Below are 18562 nucleotides of genomic sequence, written 5' to 3'. Positions count from 1 at the left end.
CGGTGATCGTGTCGGTCAGCGGCCGGCCTCCACGGTAAGCGGGTGCGAACCACGGGACGTCAGTCCCACCAGAGCGTCCACGAGTGGTCGTTCACGAGGCGGTCGGCGTAGGCGGCCAGAGTGGCGGGCGCTTCTGCCTGCCGGATGTTGTCCGGGCAGAACGGGAAGTGCTCGCCGGCGACGACCATGGCGTCCTCCCCGATCCTGGTGATGACCGTGCGTGCCGACGTTCACCCGACGCCTCGGACCGGCACCACCTGCCCAGGTGATGCGGTGCCGGCCGGCTGGCCGAATCCCTGTCGTGGGACGACTCTGCGTTCACCGGATGCCGGTGGTGGTGTCCCAAGACACCTGAAGGGGACAGCATGCGCCGAGCGGAGATCGTTGCGACGTCGGTGAGGCCCGAGCGGCCGTGGTGGTCGCGACTCGCGGTCGTGGTGTTGGTGGCGGTGTCGTGGGTCGTCGCGCCGGTCCCCGCGGCGGCCGGTGGGCCCGGCACGCTGGAGCCGTTGACCGACGAGCAGTGGGCCGCGCACGTCCGGGAGGTCGAGGACAAGGTCGCCGAGGCGCTCGCGCAGGGCCGGGCCACCTCGGTCACGCACACCGTGAACGGCGACGGCGTCCACTGGCTGCCCGAACGCGCGGCGAAGCAGCGCCGGATCGCCGCGGAGCTGTACGCGCGGGGCTCGTGGGTTCCCGACGAGGGCGAGGCGCTGTTCACCGGCGGTCTGCCGGGTGCGGGCAAGACGACGGCGCTGAACCAGAATCCCGAGGTGGACCCGTCCCGGTACCTGGTGCTCAACGCCGACGACGCCAAGGAGAAGCTGTGCGAGCACGGCCTGGTCCCGCAGGTCGACGGGATCGCGCCGCTGGAGGGCTCGGAACTGGTCCAGGAGGAGGCCTCGGTGATCGCCGGCCTGGTCGCCGGGATGGCCGCCCGCAGCCGCAAGAACGTCATCTGGGACACCACCATGAGCACCCACGGTTCGGTGGACCGGCGGCTGGACCGGTTGCGCGACGAGGGTTACGACCGGTTCACCGCGCTGTTCCTCGACGTGCCGATCGACGTCAGCCTCCGACGCACCGACCAGCGCCACCGCGAGGGCTACGAGAAGTACCGCAACGGCGACCGGTGCGAAGGCCGCCACGTCATGGCCTCCTACATCGAGGGTTCCGCGGACCCGGACCACACCAGCGTCAACCGCCGCGTCTTCGAGGACCGCAAAACCCGCTTCGACCGCTGGTACCTCTACGACGCCACCACCATCCCCGCCACCCTCGTCGACCAAGGCTGACACCAAACCCGCGCGTCGTTCCGGGCCACCACGAACCCGGACCGCGACCCCTCCCCTGGGCCGGCTCCGGTGTCCGGGCCAGCGCCCTCGCCATGCACGAACCGACCGCCAAGACCGTGGTCCTGGAGTCACCGGTGATGGTGGCCCCGTTGCGGGTCGGCCATGCTGTGAGGACCGACAGCGAGGACCTCGAACGTGAGAAGGATGCCGGAAGCCGCAGCGCCGACCGTCACGAGCGGCGGGTGAGCGGCGTGGTCGACGCCGTGGTGGCCGGGGCGTGTCCGGCGGGCTCCGCGGCCGCGCTCGCGCTCGTCCGCGCGGGCTACGACGTGGTGCTGGCCGAAGCGGGCCGGTTCGACCGGCCGCGACCGGGCGAGACCTTGTCACCGCCCTCGGTCCGGCTGCTGGAACGATTGGGCCTCCCGGTGGGGGGCGTGCCGAGCTGGGGTGCCGAATCGGCCTGGGGTGCGGGGAGTCGGTGACGGCGCTGACCTCGTCCTGGTGATCCGCCAGCGGCGAACCGGAACCGGTGCGTCAGCGCGCCGGCGGTCCTCGGTCGGACGAGACAGCGGTCCGCCAAGAGGTCCGGGCAGCTCGGTACCGGGTTGTCCGGACCTGCTTGGCGGATTGCGGGTCGGGTTCAGCGGCCATGGGGGGTCGCGGTGGGATGGCCACGGCCGTTTGGCGATGCCGTCGTGCTCGTGGTGGGCGGGTTCGGCCGAGGTCGCGCTGACGATCAGGGCCGGTCACCAGAGGAACACAAGCACCACCAGGCAGAACACGAGACCGAGCCACAGCGAGGCCAGGAGGGGGTTGGCCGGCAGGTCCTTCTCCGCGCCCAGCCTGCTGTAGACGCCGTCGAGGCGGCGGCGCACCCTGTCCCCCGCTGCCGCTCCGGCCGTGATCAGCACCAGACACGGCAGGCAGTAGACCAGTGCGTAGCCCGAGAGCACGAGCAACGCCTGCCCCACGGCGATGTCGGCCGTGACCAGCCGCTCGACGGCGATGAAGTAGGGGAAGGCGTTGGGCAGGTCCGCACCGGTCACCACCACTCCCAGCGGCGCCGCGGTCCACGGTGAGATCCACCGCGGCAAGGTGATGGCGGGGCGGGTGCGAGGGCGCAAGCGACGCAAGCCCGCCACCATGAGCGTGCAGGCGCCGAGCAGCAGCGCCCCGCGCCGCAGCCACGTCATCGCGTCGGTGACCGCGTCCGCCGCGTACCCCGCACCCAGGAATAGCGCGACCCCCAGGACGAACACCGCGGTGAACGCTCCCACCGCGAACAGGGCCGCGGCCGTCAGGGGTCTGCGCAGCGGTGAGAGCAGCAACAGCGCCACGCCGGCGATGGTCGCCGGGTTGAGCGCGTCCAGCAGGGCCAAGCCGGCGATGCCGGCGAGCAGGGCGGTGCTCATCGAGCCGCGGGCAGGCCGAGGTGGCGCACGAGCTCATCGACCTCGCCGGTCGTCGGCGCCTGTCCGGTGAGCGCGGCGAAGAAGAGGCCGTCGCCGATCAGTCGGACCACCCGGGCCCGTGCGGGGTCTCCCAGCTCCGCCTCCAGCATGGCGTCCCAGCGCACCTCGGCTTCGCGGACCTCGGCGGGCAGGTCGAGGACCCCGCCCGAGGTGACCCGCAGCATGGACAGCATCGCCTGGAACAGCCGCCGCTCAGGTTCGTCGGGCGCGGACATCCGGAGCCAGGTCGAGGCCATCACGCCTGCCTCCGCGGCGGCACGGAGCCGGGTGTCGGCCATCCGCACCGCCCGCTGCACGAGCCCGTGCAAGAGCGTTCGGGTGGTGAAGTGGTAGAGGACCCCGCCCTTGCTCACCCCGGCCTCGTCCGCCACGGCCTGCAGCGGTGGCGGTATCCGACCCGCGATCACCAACCGCTCGGCCGCGTCGAGGATCTGATCGCGCGCATCAGCCATAGCCTTACTGTACCGTCCGGACGGTACAGTAGAAAGCGAGGGTGCGCCCGCCTACTGCGGCGACACGGGCAGCTCCGGGGCGAGCCGGGTGACCGAGCGCGCACGGTGTCACACCCATCCGGTTTGCCTGTTCTTGCGACACGGGTCGACGGGAAACCGAAGGATCGCCCGTCGAAGTCGCTCCGAACGTGGTGCCAACGCGTCCGAACGCGTTCCGCGAACCGTCACCCGGTGGTTACGGAATAGAAACGCCTGCACCCCGCCAGCAGGCCGTCGTCGGCGATGGTGAAGATGTCGGCGAATTCCACGTCCGTCGCCGGGGCCGAGGTGAAGCGGCCCACCGCGGCGATGCAGTCGCCGTCGGCGATCACCCGCAGCAGGTGGTGCGTGCCCTTGGGGCCCTCGGCCGGGGCGAGCACGTCCAGCACCTCCGAGCGGCGGGTCGGCGGTGCCGGGTAGGGCGAGCCGTCCTGCACTTCGCGGTGCACCAACGACTCCAGTCCTTCGAGATCACCCTCGTCGGCGTAGAGGTAGGAAAGCCGGACGTGATCGACACCGACCGCCGTGACCGTGTCGCTGGGCGGTGGCAACCGCCGTTCCCCGAGGACCATGTCCCCCTCCTTTCACCCACCTCCCGCGACGTGCGGGGCGGGCCCGCGGAACCGACTCTCCACTCCTTCGGCAACCGCCCCTTATCACGCCGCTATCGCGCGGGCATCCCCTTCCATAGCCATTCCCAATAGCCTGCGCGTTGCCGTTCTTGCGGCATCGAGCGGACATACAGAACTCATGTGCGCAGGTATCTTCTGCATGTCGGCCGGCGCAGGCCCCACGCCGGGTGGGTGAGCGGAGGTCGCGTGGACGAGGTCGGTATTCGGGTGGCGCCCGTCGGCGACCACCTGGTGTTCAGGGTCCTCGGGCCGATCGAGGTCGCGGGGGCGGGCGGTCCGGTGCGCATCCCGCCGGGTCGGCAGCAGATCATCCTGGCCTCCCTGCTGGTGGAGGCGAACAAGGTCGTCAGCACCGATCACCTGGTGGACACCCTGTGGGAGGTCAACCCGCCCGACACAGCGCGCACCCAGGTGCAGATCTGCGTGTCACGGCTGCGCAAGACCCTCTCCGACGCCGGTGTGGAGGTGTCGATCGTGACCCGCCCTCCCGGCTACCAGTTGCGCGTCCCGGAAACGTCGCTGGACGTCCACGAGTTCACCCGCGCGGTCGCGGAGGCACGTGCCGCCGCCAAGCGCGGGGCTCTGGCGGAAGCCTCCGAGGTGCTGCGGGCCGCGGTGGGCCTGTGGCGCGGGCCGTGCCTGAGCGGGCTGTCGGGCCGCTCCCTGCGCACCCGGGCCCTGCGGTTGGAGGAGGACCGGCTCAACGCCGTGGAGACCTACCTCGGCATCGACCTGGAACTCGGCCGGCACCACGAGCTGGTCGGGGAGACCGGCAGGCTGGTGCACGAGCACCCGTTGCGTGAGCGACCGCGTGCGCTGCTGATGCTGGCGCTGTACCGGTCGGGGCGCAAGGCCGAGGCGCTGGAGGTCTACCGCGCCGGCCGCGACCTGCTGGTGGAGGAGCTGGGCCTGGAGCCCGGCGAGGAGTTGAGGGGCCTGGAGCGGGCGATCCACGCCGGTGACGCCTCGCTGCTGCGCAGTCCCGCGCCCGAACGGGATCAGCCGCCCACCCCTCACGTCGACGCCGCACCGTCCCGGGCGGTGCCCCGGCAACTGCCTGCGGACACGGCCGACTTCATCGGCGGGGAGGCGCTGATCCGCACTGCGGAGGAGGTGCTCACCGGCCGGCGGGAACGACGGGCGATCGGTCTCGTGGTGGTCATCGGCAGGCCGGGCGTCGGCAAGTCGACGTTGGCCGCACACATCGGGCACCGGATCACGGAGGAGCACTTCCCGGACGGCCAGCTGTACTGCGACCTGCGCGGCACCTACGGCGACGCCGGCCAGTCGGCCGACGTGCTCGGCCGGTTCCTGCAGGCGCTGGGCATCCCCGGCTCGCTGATCCCGGCCGATCTCGCGGCGCGCACGGAGATGTACCGGACGATGCTGGCAGACCGCCGGGTGCTGGTCGTGCTGGACAACGCTGTCAGCGAGCGGCAGGTGCTGCCGCTGCTGCCGGGCAGCGGCACGTGCGCGGTGGTGGTGACCAGCCGGTCGCGGCTGACCGGCCTGCCGGGGGCGCGCCAGCTCAAGCTGGACGTCCTGGACCTGGACCAGTCGCTGGCACTGCTGGGCCGGGTCATCGGGGAGGACCGGGTGTCCGGCGAGCGGGAGGCGGCCGAGGCGCTGGTGCGCACCGTCGGCGGGCTGCCCCTGGCGTTGCGCATCGTCGCGGCGCGGCTGGCGGCGCGGCCGCACTGGTCGCTGGCGTCGATGGTGCACCGGCTGGCCAGCGAGCGGCACCGGCTGGACGAGCTGGCGCACGGCGAGATGACGATCAGGGCGAGCCTGTCGCTGACCCACGACGGGCTCGACCGGCCGACGCGGCGGCTGTTCGGCCTGCTGAGCCTGGCCGAGGGACCGTCGCTGCCGGGCTGGGTGGCGGGCGCGGTGCTGGACGACGACCGCCCCTACGCGTCGGACCTGATCGAACCCCTGGTGGACGTCCAGATGCTCGACGTGGTCTCGGTCGACGGCTCGGGCGGCTTCCGCTACCGCTTCCAGGACATCATCCGCCTGTTCGCCCGCGAGCAACTGTCCACAGCGGACGCCGAGGAGCGCCACCGGGTGCAGGAGCGCGTGCTGGGAGGGTGGCTGGCGCTGGCGGAGCGGGCGCACCGCGGCGTGTACGGCGGCGACTTCACCGCGCTGCACGGCGACGCGCCGCGCTGGCACCCGCCCGCCGACCACGTGGCGCAGCTGCTGGAACGCCCGATCGAGTGGCTGGAGGGCGAGCTGCCGAACCTGCGCGCGGCGGTGGCGCAGGCGGCCAGGATCGGCATGGACGAGCTGTGCTGGGACCTCGCGGTCACCGCGACGACCGTGTTCGAGGCACGCGGCCACCTCGACGACTGGCAGCACACGCACGACGAGGCGCTGCGCGCCACCAGGGCAGCCCACAACACCCGCGGCACCGCGGCGTTGCTGGCGTCACTGGGCACGCTGCACATCAACCGGGGGCGTCCCGCCGAGTCGAAGGCGGCGCTGACCGAGGCGCTGGAGCTGTTCACCGAGATCGGCGATCCGCTCGGGCGGGCGCTGTGCCACCGCGACCTCGGCCTGCTGACCCGGCAGGCGGGTGACGACGCGGGCGCGCTGGCGCTGTACGAGAGCGCGCTGCGCGGTTTCGCGCAGGTAGACGACGTGGTGGGGCGGGCGATCGTGCTCACGCAGCGCGCCCACATCCTCATGCGCACCGGGCACGGCGACGAGGTGCTGGAGCAGTTGGCCGAGGCGATGGACATCTGCCGCTCGGTCGGTTACGCGGGCGGGATCGCCACCACGATGCGCCGCATCGGCCAGGTGCAGTTGCACCGGGGCGAGCACGCGCGGGCCGAGCGGACCCTGTCGGAGGTGCTGGAGATGGTGCGCGCCAACCGGGACGTGATCGGTGAGAGCCACCTGCTGCACAACCTCGGCGAGGTCAACGCCGCGGCCGGGCGGCACGACACCGCGCGGGACTACTTCGAGCAGTCGATCGCCGTGCGGGAGCGCATCATGGACCACGAGGGGGCGGCGGTGGTGCGGCGGGACTTGGCGCTGATGGAGGCGAGGATCACCGCTTAGCGACGGAGGAGCCGGCCGCGGTTCGTCACGCGGCGGGTGGGCGTCGGTGCGGGTGGAGCGGTGGGTCCGGCGAGGCCTGCGGTGCTGTTCCGGGGATCGGCCTCAGTCCCACGGGTTGGTGCCCTCGGTGGCGACCGGGGCGGCGTCCCACGGGTTGGTGCCGTCGTCGGTGGCCGGGGCCGTGTCCCACGGGTTGGTGCCCTCGGTGGCGACCGGGGCGGCGTCCCACGGGTTGGTGCCGTCGTCGGTGGCCGGGGCCGTGTCCCACGGGTTGGTGCCCTCGGTGGCGACCGGGGCGGCGTCCCACGGGTTGGTGCCCTCGGCCAGTGCGCTCTGGCCGCCGAACAACGTGGCGACGGTGACGGCGGCGAGAACAAGAGCACTCTTGGCGATGACGGGGAAGTTCATTTGTCTCTCCGTTTCGGCATGTTCTTCGGTGTTGGGAAAAATGTATGAGGAGAGCCAATCCCGCGCTTATCACGCCGTTTATCCCCCGCCTATCCCGGACGATGCCGGCCGCGATAGGCGCTCACACACGCACCCTGACCAGCTCAGATCAGCCCCAGCCGCACCGCGTGCGCCACCGCGTGCGCCCGGTTGCGCACCCGCAGCCGGGCGGTCAGGTCGTAGATGACGTTCTTGACGGTGTGCTCCGAGCAGGCCAGCGCCCGCGCTATCGCGGAATTGCCGAGGCCGTCGGCCATGAGCTGGAGCACGGCGGTCTGCTTGGCGGTGAGCGCCTCGACCTCCACCACCGTGCCGTCGCCGGACCTGCCCAGCAGCCGCACCAGGGCCTGGTACGGCACGACGCCGTCGCCGTGCAGGGCCGAGTGCACGCCCGCGACCAGGCGCGACACCGGCGAGGCCACCGGGCAGAGCACCGCGCTGGCGCCCATCCGCACGGCCCGCAGCACCCCGGCGGGGTCGAAGGAGTCGGCCAGCACCAGCAGCCGGTCGTGGCCGGGCCGGAACGCGGCGGGGCAGGCGTCCAGCGCCTCGTCCACCGTCTTCGCCGCGAGCACCACGACCACGTCCGGGCCGGGCTCGTCGACCAGGACCATCCCCGCGCCGCGCAGGCGTTCGGCGACGTCGCGCGCCACCGGGCCCACCGCGGTGACGTACACCCGCACGCCGCTCACAGCAGACCCGCCCGCAGCGCGTAGGCCACGGCGTGCGCGCGGTTGCGCAGCCGGAACCGGTAGGTGATGTCATGCACCACCGTGGTGACGGTCCGGGGCGAGTAGCACAGCTTCTTCGCTATCTCCCCGGTCTCGTGGCCCTCGGCGACGAGGCTGAGCACAGCGCGCTCCCGCTCGCTCAGCCCGGCCCCGGTCAGGGCCGACTCGGGCGACGCCGCCTCGGTGCCGTGCAGCTGGTCGAGCAGGTCGGGTGGGACCGTGCAGTCCCCCGCCACGGCGGCCAGCACCGCGCGGGCCAACCGCTCCGCGCCCGCGTCCCGGCGGCGCAGCAGGCCGCGCACGCCGGCCAGCACCGCGTGCAGGGCCTGCGCGGGCGTCAGGTCGGCCACCACCAGCACCACGGCGCCGCGCCGCGTCCGGACGAGGTCGAGCACCGCGCGGTCGACCTCGTCCACCATCACGACCGTGACCTGGGCGGCCTCCGCGTCGTCCGCGGGCACCACCACCAGTTCGGGGTGCCCGCGCAACGCACTGGCGGCCCCTGCCTCCAGCATCGGGTCCCGCGCCACCACGGCCACGGGCACCAGCGCGTCGACGACAGCACAGCTCTGCTCCATGTTCGCCCCCGAGCGACTTCGACGGATGACATCGCGTTGAGACTGGGTTCGAACGAAGGATCGGCACCGCGGCTATCACGGCGGAATCCCCGACCTATCCACCTGCCGCGACCGAGCGGACAGCGGCGGGATGGGCCGGGGATAGCGCCACCTGCACGGGTCAGCGCATCTCACGCACCGGCTTGGAGGCGAGCACGCCCAAGGCGGTCACGACGAGGATCACCGCCGTGCCGCCGAACATCACCGCGGTGTTCCGCTCGGCCAGCGCGCCGCACACCACCAGCGACAGCGGCGCGACCGCGTACCCGAGCACCATGTCCACCGAGATGACCCGGCTCAGCACCGAGCCCTTGATGTTGCGCTGGATCCAGCTCACCCCGAACACGCCCTGGAAGCCGATGCCGAACCCCATCGCCAGCACGGTCCCCACGGCTACCGCGGCCTGGTCGACGGCGCCCAGTGCGGCCATGCCCACCGCGAGCCACCCGGCCAGCGCCGCCACCAGGAGCCCGACCCGGGGCCGGGTGCCCACGGCGCCGCCGACGAGCGTGCCGAGCATCGCGCCGGCCGCGAGGGCGCCGTTGAGCAGGCCCATGGTGGCGGAGCCACCCGCAACCTCGTTGCGGGCGAGGTTGGCGAAGCCGACGGTGAACGGCCCGGCGTAGCAGAACGTCACGGCCATGTCGACGACGAGGACGGTCCGGATGCGCGGGTCGGCCCACACGTACCGCAGGCCCTCCTTGATCCGCGCCCACAGCGAGTCGCCCGCCTCGGTGCCACCGCTTGCGTCCCCCTCCTGCTCGCGGGGCAGCGTGCGCACCGCGGACACGCACAGCGCGCACAGCGCGAAGCAGAGCGCGTCGACGAGGAAGGCGTAGTTGGCGTCGGACGCCGCGACCACCACGCCGCCGACCGCCGGGCCGAGCACCGAGGCGACCTTCACCCCGGAGCCGAGCAGCGCGTTGGCGGCGGGCAGCACGTCCGGGGCCACCACCGAGGGCAGGATGGACACGCGGGCGGGCTGGAAGAAGGCGTCCACCGCGCCGAACGCCGCGGCGGCGACGCACAGCACCCAGAACCCGAGCGTGCCGGAGAAGCCCGCCACAGCGACACCCGCCATCACCCCCGCCCGCGCCCAGCTGGACGCGACCATGAGTCGCCGGGGTGACCACCTGTCGCTCAGCGAACCGCCCACGAGCGTGAGCAACGCACGGGGCACGGCCTGCGCCGCCAGGACGTAGCCGAGCATGAGCGTGGACCCGGTCAGCTCCAACGTGATCCAGGCGAACGCGATGTAGCTGAACCCGTCACCGAGCAGCGACAGGGCCTGCCCCGCCCACAGCAGGCGGAACGAGCGGAGCCGGGCGGGCGCCCACAGGCGCGAACCCGCACCTGCCAACGTGGTAGCCATAGCGGAGACCTTCTTCCTCGCCTGCGGGGCTCAGTAGCGGACGGGCAGCGCGGTGAGGCTGCGGTTGAGCAGGGACAGCTGCCAGGAGTGGCGCGTGCCGGCGAGGCGGAGGCCCGGGTACTCGGTGATCAGGACCTCCAGCGCCGAGCGCGCCACCATCCGGGCCAGCGCGGCGCCGATGCAGAAGTGGGCGCCGAACCCGAAGCCCACGTGCCCGGTGTCGGACCTGGTGACCAGGAACCGGTCGGGGTCGGGGTGGCGGTCCGGGTCGCGGTTGGCGGCGGCGGAGACCAGGAAGAGGCGGTCGCCGCCGCGGACGGTGTCGCCGTCCAGCCCGAAGTCGCGCGAGGCGACGCGGATGGACATCTTGGAGGGCCCGTCGAACCGCATGGCCTCCTCGACCACGGCACGCGCCAGCTCCGGCCGCTCGCGGACGGCGGCGAGCTGGTCGGGGTGCAGCAGCAGGGCGCGCACGGCGTTGGCGATGAGGTTGCTGGTGGTCTCGCCGCCCGCGAAGGCCATCTGGGTGAGCATCCCGATGAACTCGACCTCGCTGACGCCGGCGCCGACCTGCCCGCCCGCGAGCACCGCGCTGATGAGGTCGTCCCTGGGCTCGGCGCGGCGTTGCCGCACCAGGTCGGCGAGGTAGTCCTCCAAGTTCACCAGCGACTGGAGGGAGGTGCGGTACTCGCGCTCCTCCTGCGCCGCGCCGAGCACGAGGTCGCCGACCCTGGCGTTCCAGTACCAGAACGACGCGCTGTGCTGCTGCGGGACGCCCAGCCAGCGGGCGAACACCAGCGCGGGCAGGGGCTTGGCCACGTCGGCGGCGAGGTCGCCGACCCGGCCGGGGACGGCGCGGCGGGCCAGGAGGGCGCGGGTGACCCGCTCGATGAGCGCCTGGTAGCGGTTGATCGCGCGGGCGGAGAACTGCTCCTGGAACACCTGCCGCAGCCGCCGGTGGTCGGGGGCGTCGGTGAACACCATCCAGCGGGACAGGATCTCGAACGCGCGCTCGGCGTCACCGCGGGCGCCCTCGGGGACGGCGTCCATCATCGGGCCGACGCGGGCGGCGGAGGCCGCCGGCTCGCGCAGCACGCGGGTGAGCTGGGAGTGCCCGGTGACCAACCAGGCCCGGTGCAGCGGGCTCCAGCGGACGGGCCCGTGGTCGCGCAGGGAATTGAGGTAGGGGTACGGGTCGGCGTTCACGTCCGGGTCGAGCAGGTAGCGCTCGGTGAACCCCGGCGCGTGCCGGACGGGTTCCAGTGTCGCGGTCATCGGCGTGCCTCCGCCCTGATCGCGCCGAGCAGGTCCGCGAACGCGCGGGTGTTGGGCTCGGCGAGGATGGTCATGTGGTCGCCCGGCGAGACGTGGACGGTCAGGCCGCCCAGGGCGAGGGAGCGCCAGCGCTCGACGTACTCGGCGAAGCCGACGTCCAGGCCCGGCATCAGCTCCCCGTCCGGCATCGCGGCGGCTTCGGAGCCGACGACCAGGTGGACGTGGCCGGGGTGGGGACGGGGTTCGTAGTCGGCCAGCGCGGCCAGCAGGGAGTGCCACACCTCGATGGGCGCGTCCACCACCAGATCGGCCTCGCTCGGCGACATCCCGGCGCGCAGCAGGGTGTCCTTCAGGTCGGTGACGGCGCGGTCGCGCTCGTCGGACGGGGGCAGCGCGCGCACCCGGTCGCGCAGTTCCAGCGCACCGGCGAGGTCGCCGGCCACCCCCAGCAGACGGGCGCGGGCGGCCTCGTTGGGCAGGTACGGCTCGACCAGCACCAGAGGGTCGGCGGCACGTCCCCGTTCGTGGAGCTGGGTGGCCATCTCCAGGGCGAGGTTGGCGCCCATGGACCAGCCCAGGACGGCGTGCGGTCCGTCGCCCGCCATCTCCGCCACGTAGTTCGCCGCGATGCCCGCCACGGTGGTGGGGTCCACGCCGCCGAGCAGGCCGCGGGCCTGGAACGCCAGGACGGGTCCCTCCGGCAGCGCCCTGGCCAGCGGCACGAACCAGGCGGCGCTCCCGCCGGTGGGGTGCACGCAGTACAGCGGGTCGCCCTCGCCGTCGCGCAGCCGGACCTCCGAGCGCACTTCGGCGGGCGCGTCGCCGCGGGCCGCGCGGTGGACCTGTGCGGCGAGCTGGGCGATGGTCGGGCGCTCCACGAGGTCGCGGACCGACACCGGCACGCCCTTGGCGCGGGCCGTGGCGGCGACCTTCACCGTGGACAGGGAACTGCCGCCGATGCGGAAGAAGTCGTCGTGCACGCCGATCTCGGCCAGGCCGAGCACGTCGCGCCACACCTCGGCGAGCACCACCTCGACCGGGGTGGAGGGTGCGACGTAGTCGGTGCCGCTGTCGCCGCGTCCGCCGTCGGGCAGGGGCAGCGCGCCCCGGTCGACCTTGCCGCTGCGGTTGATCGGCATGGCGTCGAGGACGACGAACCGCGCGGGCACCATGTAGGCGGGCATCTTCGCGCGCAGCGCCTGCCGCAGTGCGTCCACATCGGGCACGTCGCCGACGACGTAGGCCACGAGCGCCGGTCCGCCGGGCAGGTCGCGCAGCAGCACCACGGCCTGGGCGACCCCGGGCACCTCGCCCAGAGCGTGCTCCACCTCGCCCAGCTCGATGCGGAAGCCGCGCAGCTTGACCTGGGAGTCGCGGCGGCCGATCCACTCCACGGAGCCATCGGCGCGGCGCCTGCCCAGGTCACCGGTGCGGCACAGCCGCGAGCCGGGCGGGCCGAAGGGGTCGGGCACGTAGGTGGCCGCGGTGAGGCCGGGCCGGTCGAGGTAGCCGCGGCCGGTGGCCAGGCCGCCCAGGTGGATCTCACCCGGGACGCCGACCGGCACCGGCTGCATGTCCGGGTCCAGCACGTGCATGGTGGTGTTGCGCATGGGGAAGCCGATCGACGGCCTGCCGCCGCCGGGTTCGCACACCTGCGCGGTGGACCACACCGACGTCTCGGTGAGGCCGTAGACGTTGTGGAAGCGGCGCCCGCGCGACCAGGCGTCGGCGATCTCGGCGGGGCACGCCTCCCCCGCGACTTGGAGGGTGGCCAGATCCGGGAACTCCTCACCCTGCATGACCGCCAGCGCGCTGGGCGGGAGCATGCCCGCGGTGATGCGCAGCTCACGCAGGGTGCGGGCGAGGTCGGGTCCGGGCCGCAACGCCTCCCTGGGCGCGGTGCACAGGCGCCCGCCGTTGGCCAGTGACCACGTCAGCTCCAGGATGGAGGCGTCGAAGCTCGCGGAGGCGAACTGGAGCACCCGGTCGGCGGGGCCCGGCTCGACCAGGTCGCGCTGCCCCTCGACCATGTTGGCCAGGCCGCGGTGCGGGATGACCACGCCCTTGGGCGTGCCGGTCGAGCCGGAGGTGTAGATGACATAGGCGGCGGATTCACCGGCGACGTCATCCACTGTGGACAGGGGGGTCGTGTCCGCGGGCAGCGGCCGGTCCAGCAGCGTCGTGTGGCCGTCGAACGGGACGACGCCCACCAGCGGCGTCTGGGTGAGCAGCACGCGCATCCCGCTGTCGCTCGCCATGAACGCCAGCCGGTCCGCGGGTAGCTGCGGGTCCATCGGCAGGTAGGCGCCGCCCGCGTGCAGCACCCCGAGGACGGCGCGCACCAGGTCGGGGCCGCGGTCGACGCACAGGCCGACGACGGTCTCGGGGCCTACGCCCAACGCCTTGAGGTGCCCGGCCAGCAGCAGCACCTGGTCGTTCAGCTCGCCGTAGGTCAGGTCGACCGGTCCCGGCACGGACAGGTGGGTGATGGCGACCGCGTCCCGGTCCTGGGCGGCGACGCAGTGGTGGAACGGCGTGCCGGCGGGTGGCACGACCGGGCCGCGCGACCACTCCAGGTCCCGGTCACGGGCCGCGCCCGCGATCGTGGGCCGGGTGACGGGCCCCTCCGGGTCGGCGACCATCGTCTCCAGCAGGTCGCGGAAGACGTCGGCGAGCTGCTCGGCGGTGGCCGGGTCGACGCGGGTGGGGTCGACGTCCAGGGTGAAGCCGTTGACGCTGGTGTTGACCAGCAGCGGGAACATGGTGCGGGCGATCTCCAGCGACTCCTCCCAGGTGTCGCTGGTGAGCCGGTGGAAGTTGACGTAGTTGAAGATCACCTCGACGAGGTTGGGCTCGCCCGGGCGCAACCGCGCCATGCGCGCCAGCGGGACGCGGCGGTGAGGCAGCACGTCCTGCTCGGCGGCGAAGGTGTCCCGCACCAGGTCCAACCAGGTGACGCCGGTGCGGCGCACGCCGAACGGCACGGTGTTGAGGAACAGCCCGCGCATCCGGTCCGCGCCCTCCTGCTCGGGCCTGCCGTTGGTGGCCAGGCCGATGGAGTGGCCGCCGAGGGCGTCGCCCGGCTCGGCGAACAGGCTCATGGTGTGGTGGAACGCGGCCAGCAGGACCGTGCGGCGCGGTACGCCCGCGAGCTGGGCCAGCCGTCCGATGGCCTCGGTGAGCCCGCCGAAGGAGCGGCGGACCTCGTGGATGACCTCGTCCGAGCGCGATTCGCGGTGGCCGAAGCGCACCGGCCGGAACTCCTCCAGCTCGTCGCGCCAGAACTCCAGGCCCTCCGGCGACTCCAGCGCGGCCAGCTCCAGCGCGACGTACTCGGCGAAGCGCGGGGACGCCGGCAGTTGCGGCGTGCGCCCCTCGACGGCCTGGCGGTGCAGGTCGAGCAGGTCGGCGATGAGCGAGGTGAGGCTCCAGCCGTCGAGCACCACGTGGCAGTCGGTGAGGGTGAGCCTCAGCTCGTGCTCGGTGAGCCGGTGCAGGTGGATGCGCACCAGTGGCGGCGCGGCCAAGTCGAAGCGGCGGACGAACTCGGCGTCGACGAACCGGCGCAGCGCCGCGCGCTGCTCGGTGCGCGACAGGCCGCGCAGGTCGGAGTAGCCGATCGGCAGCTCGGCGGTGGGGTGCACCAGTTGCAGCGGCTCCCGGAAGCCCACCAGGTCGATGGAGGTGCGCAGGATGTCGTGCCGGCGCACCACCTCGTCGGCGGCGGCCTGGAACGCGGCGAGGTCGAAGCCCTCCGGGATGGTGATCTTGAGGTCGGTGACGTTGTGGTAGGCCGCGCGGTGCGGGTCGGCCAGCATCTCGTGCAGCATCCCCGCCTGGAGCATGGTCAGCGGGTAGGCGTCGACCAGGCCCTCCGGCAGCCGGGCGCGGTCGGCCGGGTCGAGCAGGGAGAACGGCTCGACCGGTGCCGGCTCGTCCTGCGCGGCGCCCGCCAGCGCGACCAGCTCGCCCAGGGTGCGGGCGCGGAACAGGTCGGCGACGCTCAGCCCGAGGCCGGCCGCGCGGGCCAGGCCGACGACGCGCAGCGCGAGGATCGAGTCGCCGCCCAGGTCGAAGAAGTTGTCGCCCAGGCCGACCCGGTCGGCGCCGACGACCTCCGCCCAGACGGCGGCGAGCGCCCGCTCGGTCGGGGTGCGCGGCGGCACGTGGTCGGGCTGGGTGCGCACGCCGCTCGCCTCGACCGCGGCCAGGGCCGCGCGGTCGACCTTGCCGTTCGAGGTCAGCGGGAGCCGGTCGTGGCGGACGAACAGCGCGGGGACCATGTAGTCGGGCAGGCTCGCGCGCAACCGGTCGCGCAGCGCGGACGGGTCCAGCCGGGCGCCCTCGGCGAGCACGACGTGGCCGACGAGGCGGGCGCCCTGCGGTCCCGGCTGGGCGACGACGGTGGCGTCGGCGATGCCGGGGCAGCCGCTCAGGGCGCTCTCGACCTCGCCGGGCTCGATGCGGAAGCCCCGGATCTTGACCTGGTTGTCGGCGCGGCCGACGTAGCCGAGCTGCCCGTCTGGCAGCACCCGCACCAGGTCGCCGGTCTTGTAGACGCGCCCGCCCAGCGGGCCGCGAGGGAAGCGCTCGGCGGTCAGCTCGGGCCGGTTGCGGTAACCGCGGGCCACGCCGCCACCCGCGATGTGCAGCTCGCCGACCGTGCCCACCGGCACGAGGCGACCGTGGCGGTCCAGCACGTAGCCGTGCTGGCCGGGCAGCGGGCGGCCGATGGGCGAGCGCTCCGCCGCGGTGACGTCGGCTCCGGTGATCAGCCGGTAGGTGACGTGCACCGTGGTCTCGGTGATGCCGTACATGTTGACCAGCGCGGGTTTGCGGCCCGGCGCGGTGAACCAGTCGCGGTAGTCGCGGGTGTCGAAGGCGTCCCCGCCGAACACGACGACGCGCAGCGCCAAGTCGTCGAAGGTGTGGCCGTGCTGTGCCAGGTGGGCGCGCAGGCCCTTGAAGGCGGCCGGGGTCTGGCTGAGCACCGTGACGCCCTCGTCGCGCAGCACCCGGTGCACGGCCTCGGGGTCGCGGGTCTCCTCGCCGGTGAGCACCACGACGCGGCCACCGCTGCTCAGCGCCCCCCACAGCTCCCACACGGAGAAGTCGAACGCCGCGGAGTGCATGAGCGACCACACGTCGCCTGGTTCGAAGTCGAACACCCGGTCGGCGGCGGCGAACAGCCAGGCGGCGTTGCCGTGCGTGACCTCGACGCCCTTCGGCTTGCCGGTGGACCCCGAGGTGTAGATGACGTAGGCCAGGTCGTCGGCGCGCACCTCCACCGGGACGGCCTCCACCCCGGGTCCGTCCGGGTCGACCAGGGCGACGGGCAGGCCGTCCAGCGCGGCGCGTCCGGTGGCGTCGGCCACGACCAGCGACACGCCCGCGTCGGCGACGGTGAACTCCACGCGCTGCCTCGGGTGGCGCGAGTCCAGGGGCAGGTAGGCGGCGCCGGAGCGCCACACGCCCAGCAGGGCCACCGCCAGGTCGACGGTGCGCGCCAGGCACACCCCGACCAGGCTCTCCCGGCCGGCGCCCAGCGCGCGCAGCCGGGAGGCCAGCGCCGTGGCACGGGCGTCGAGCTCGGCGTAGGTCAACGACCGGCCGCCACCGGTGACGGCGACCGCGTCCGGGGTGGCGGCGACGTGGTCGGCCACCCGGTCGACGACCAGCCGCGGCAGGTCCACCTCGGCACCGGAGGCCGCCGGGCCGTCCGGGCCGAGCAGGAACGCGCGCTCGACCTCCCCCAGCAGCGGCACCGAGCCCAGCGGCTCGTCGGGGTGCTCGAAGAACGCCCGCAGCACGGCGACGGTGTGGTCGGCCAGCCGTGCCACGGAGTCGTGCTCGAACAGGTCGGGGCGGTAGACGAACGCCAACCGGTAGCCGCCGTCGTGGCCGACTGCCTCCAGGGACAGGTCGAACTTGGCGGTGGTCAGCGCGATCGGGAACGCCCGCGCCACGGTCCCCCCGAGCGAGAAGGCGCCACCGCCGGACTCGGAGTAGGCGAACAGCACCTGGAACAGCGGGTTGCGCGACAGGTCGCGCTCGGGGCTCAACTCGTCCACGACGCGCTCGAACGGCAGGGACTGGTGGCTCAGCGCGCCCAGCACCCGTTCCCGGGCGCGGTCGAGGACCTGCGCGCAGGTGGGCTCGCCGGACAGGTCGGCGCGCATGACCAGGGTGTTGACGAAGAACCCGACGAGCCCCTCGGTCTCGGCGCGGTCGCGGTTGGCGGTGATGGTGCCGATCGCGACGTCGTCCTGCCCGCTGTGGAAACCGAGCGCGGCCTGGAACGCGGCCATGATCGTGGTGAAGGGCGTGGCGTCGGCGGCGGTGACGGCCGCGGCCAGGTCGGTGGGCAGCTCGACGGTGTGCACGGCGCCCTCGTGCGAGCGTTCCTTCGGGCGCGGGTGGTCGGTGGGCAGCTCCAGCGGGGTCAGCCCGGCCAGCGCGGTGCGCCAGTGCTCCAGGTCGGCGGTCTCGTCGGCGGCGCGCTGCCACACCGCGTAGTCGGTGTACTCGATCGGGGTGGGCGTCAGGCGTGGCGCCTCGCCCGCCAGGCGGGCCCGGTACAGCTCGCGCAGGTCGCGCAGGAGGACGTCCAGCGACCAGCCGTCGGTGACGATGTGGTGCATCGCCAGCACGAGCACGTGGTCGGTGGCGGTGACGCGCACCAGCGTGGCCTGGAAGGCCGGTTCGGCGGCCAGGTCGAACGGGCGCACGGCGGCGGCCCGCACGGTCGCGGCGACGTCGCCTGCGTCGGCGTCGACCACCGCCATCGGGGCGCCGTGCGGCAGGACCCGTTGGAACGGCACGCCGTCCTCGGCGGGGAAGACCACGCGCAGCTGCTCGTGGCGGGCGACGAGGTCGTCCACCGCGCCCGCCAGCGCGGCGGCGTCGAGCGGGCCGGTCAACCGCCACGCGGCGGGCATCAGGTACTCGGTGCCGCCCGGTGCGAGCTGGTCGAGGAAGTACAGGCGTTGCTGCGCCGCGGACAGGGGTGCTCGGCCGGGGCGGGGCTCCTGGCGGGGGATGCCGGTCGGCGCGGCGGTGAGGCCGCGCAGGCGCCGCTCCAGGAGCGCGCGGGCCGCCGGGGACAGACCGGAACGGGTGGGGTTGATCTCCGAGGTGGTCATGACGGGCTCCGTCCGGTTCGTC

Annotated in this window: 13 protein-coding genes; 3 read left to right on the top strand and 10 right to left on the bottom strand. The window is 73.5% G+C overall.

Going from position 1 to position 18562, the window contains the following annotated elements; genetic code table 11:
* Positions 1-59: 59 nt before the first annotated feature.
* A complete protein-coding gene (locus B0I31_RS04585) occupies positions 60-188 on the bottom strand; it encodes a DUF4253 domain-containing protein (protein WP_106614079.1) in 129 nt (42 codons plus the stop codon).
* Between the two features lie 177 nt (positions 189-365).
* On the opposite strand from B0I31_RS04585, the gene B0I31_RS04580 reads away from it, so the two are divergent.
* Positions 366-1295: an AAA family ATPase gene (locus B0I31_RS04580; protein WP_106614078.1), complete on the top strand. Its 930-nt coding sequence runs from the start codon at positions 366-368 to the stop codon at positions 1293-1295.
* Between the two features lie 92 nt (positions 1296-1387).
* Positions 1388-1777: an FAD-dependent oxidoreductase gene (locus tag B0I31_RS04575; RefSeq protein ID WP_106614077.1), complete on the top strand. Its 390-nt coding sequence runs from the start codon at positions 1388-1390 to the stop codon at positions 1775-1777.
* Positions 1778-2041: 264 nt separating this feature from the next.
* Here the strand turns inward: B0I31_RS04575 and B0I31_RS04570 are convergent, their stop codons facing one another.
* From B0I31_RS04570 to B0I31_RS04560, 3 genes are all read right to left on the bottom strand, one after another.
* Positions 2042-2707 carry a GAP family protein gene (locus B0I31_RS04570; RefSeq protein ID WP_106614076.1) on the bottom strand — a complete coding sequence of 222 codons (666 nt, stop codon included), beginning with the start codon at positions 2705-2707 and terminating at the stop codon, positions 2042-2044.
* Positions 2704-3219, bottom strand: a complete 516-nt coding sequence (locus tag B0I31_RS04565) for a TetR/AcrR family transcriptional regulator (protein ID WP_106614075.1) — start codon at positions 3217-3219, stop codon at positions 2704-2706. The genes B0I31_RS04570 and B0I31_RS04565 overlap by 4 nt, the downstream gene beginning before the upstream one ends.
* 224 nt (positions 3220-3443) lie before the next feature.
* Positions 3444-3830, bottom strand: a complete 387-nt coding sequence (locus B0I31_RS04560) for a nuclear transport factor 2 family protein (protein ID WP_106614074.1) — start codon at positions 3828-3830, stop codon at positions 3444-3446.
* A 246-nt stretch (positions 3831-4076) separates the two neighbouring features.
* On the opposite strand from B0I31_RS04560, the gene B0I31_RS04555 reads away from it, so the two are divergent.
* On the top strand, positions 4077-6956 hold the full coding sequence (locus B0I31_RS04555) for an AfsR/SARP family transcriptional regulator (protein WP_245949685.1): 2880 nt from the start codon (positions 4077-4079) through the stop codon (positions 6954-6956).
* 102 nt (positions 6957-7058) lie between these two features.
* On the opposite strand, the gene B0I31_RS04550 is transcribed toward B0I31_RS04555, so the two are convergent.
* From B0I31_RS04550 to B0I31_RS04525, 6 genes are all read right to left on the bottom strand, one after another.
* Positions 7059-7364: a hypothetical protein gene (locus B0I31_RS04550; protein WP_106614073.1), complete on the bottom strand. Its 306-nt coding sequence runs from the start codon at positions 7362-7364 to the stop codon at positions 7059-7061.
* 143 nt (positions 7365-7507) lie between these two features.
* The gene (locus tag B0I31_RS04545) at positions 7508-8086 is read right to left on the bottom strand and encodes a helix-turn-helix transcriptional regulator (RefSeq protein ID WP_245949683.1); all 579 of its coding nucleotides are present in this window, start codon (positions 8084-8086) and stop codon (positions 7508-7510) included.
* 5 nt (positions 8087-8091) lie between these two features.
* Complete coding sequence (locus tag B0I31_RS04540; protein ID WP_106614072.1) at positions 8092-8712, bottom strand: helix-turn-helix transcriptional regulator; 621 nt, start codon at positions 8710-8712, stop codon at positions 8092-8094.
* A gap of 160 nt (positions 8713-8872) precedes the next feature.
* Positions 8873-10123, bottom strand: a complete 1251-nt coding sequence (locus B0I31_RS04535; RefSeq protein WP_106614071.1) for an MFS transporter — start codon at positions 10121-10123, stop codon at positions 8873-8875.
* A gap of 30 nt (positions 10124-10153) precedes the next feature.
* Positions 10154-11398 carry a cytochrome P450 gene (locus B0I31_RS04530; RefSeq protein WP_106614070.1) on the bottom strand — a complete coding sequence of 415 codons (1245 nt, stop codon included), beginning with the start codon at positions 11396-11398 and terminating at the stop codon, positions 10154-10156.
* Positions 11395-18540: a non-ribosomal peptide synthetase gene (locus B0I31_RS04525; RefSeq protein ID WP_106614069.1), complete on the bottom strand. Its 7146-nt coding sequence runs from the start codon at positions 18538-18540 to the stop codon at positions 11395-11397. The genes B0I31_RS04530 and B0I31_RS04525 overlap by 4 nt, the downstream gene beginning before the upstream one ends.
* Between the last annotated feature and the right edge of the window lie 22 nt (positions 18541-18562).

The organism is Saccharothrix carnea (genome assembly GCF_003014735.1).
Taxonomy (GTDB): domain Bacteria; phylum Actinomycetota; class Actinomycetes; order Mycobacteriales; family Pseudonocardiaceae; genus Actinosynnema; species Actinosynnema carneum.
This window is presented reverse-complemented; position numbering and strand designations above follow the sequence as displayed.

Coding starts and splice junctions, on each gene's coding strand:
- B0I31_RS04585 (WP_106614079.1), bottom strand. CDS start 188: ATGGTCGTCGCCGGCGAGCACTTCCCGTTCTGCCCGGACAACATCCGG.
- B0I31_RS04580 (WP_106614078.1), top strand. CDS start 366: ATGCGCCGAGCGGAGATCGTTGCGACGTCGGTGAGGCCCGAGCGGCCG.
- B0I31_RS04575 (WP_106614077.1), top strand. CDS start 1,388: ATGCACGAACCGACCGCCAAGACCGTGGTCCTGGAGTCACCGGTGATG.
- B0I31_RS04570 (WP_106614076.1), bottom strand. CDS start 2,707: ATGAGCACCGCCCTGCTCGCCGGCATCGCCGGCTTGGCCCTGCTGGAC.
- B0I31_RS04565 (WP_106614075.1), bottom strand. CDS start 3,219: ATGGCTGATGCGCGCGATCAGATCCTCGACGCGGCCGAGCGGTTGGTG.
- B0I31_RS04560 (WP_106614074.1), bottom strand. CDS start 3,830: ATGGTCCTCGGGGAACGGCGGTTGCCACCGCCCAGCGACACGGTCACG.
- B0I31_RS04550 (WP_106614073.1), bottom strand. CDS start 7,364: ATGAACTTCCCCGTCATCGCCAAGAGTGCTCTTGTTCTCGCCGCCGTC.
- B0I31_RS04540 (WP_106614072.1), bottom strand. CDS start 8,712: ATGGAGCAGAGCTGTGCTGTCGTCGACGCGCTGGTGCCCGTGGCCGTG.
- B0I31_RS04535 (WP_106614071.1), bottom strand. CDS start 10,123: ATGGCTACCACGTTGGCAGGTGCGGGTTCGCGCCTGTGGGCGCCCGCC.
- B0I31_RS04530 (WP_106614070.1), bottom strand. CDS start 11,398: ATGACCGCGACACTGGAACCCGTCCGGCACGCGCCGGGGTTCACCGAG.
- B0I31_RS04525 (WP_106614069.1), bottom strand. CDS start 18,540: ATGACCACCTCGGAGATCAACCCCACCCGTTCCGGTCTGTCCCCGGCG.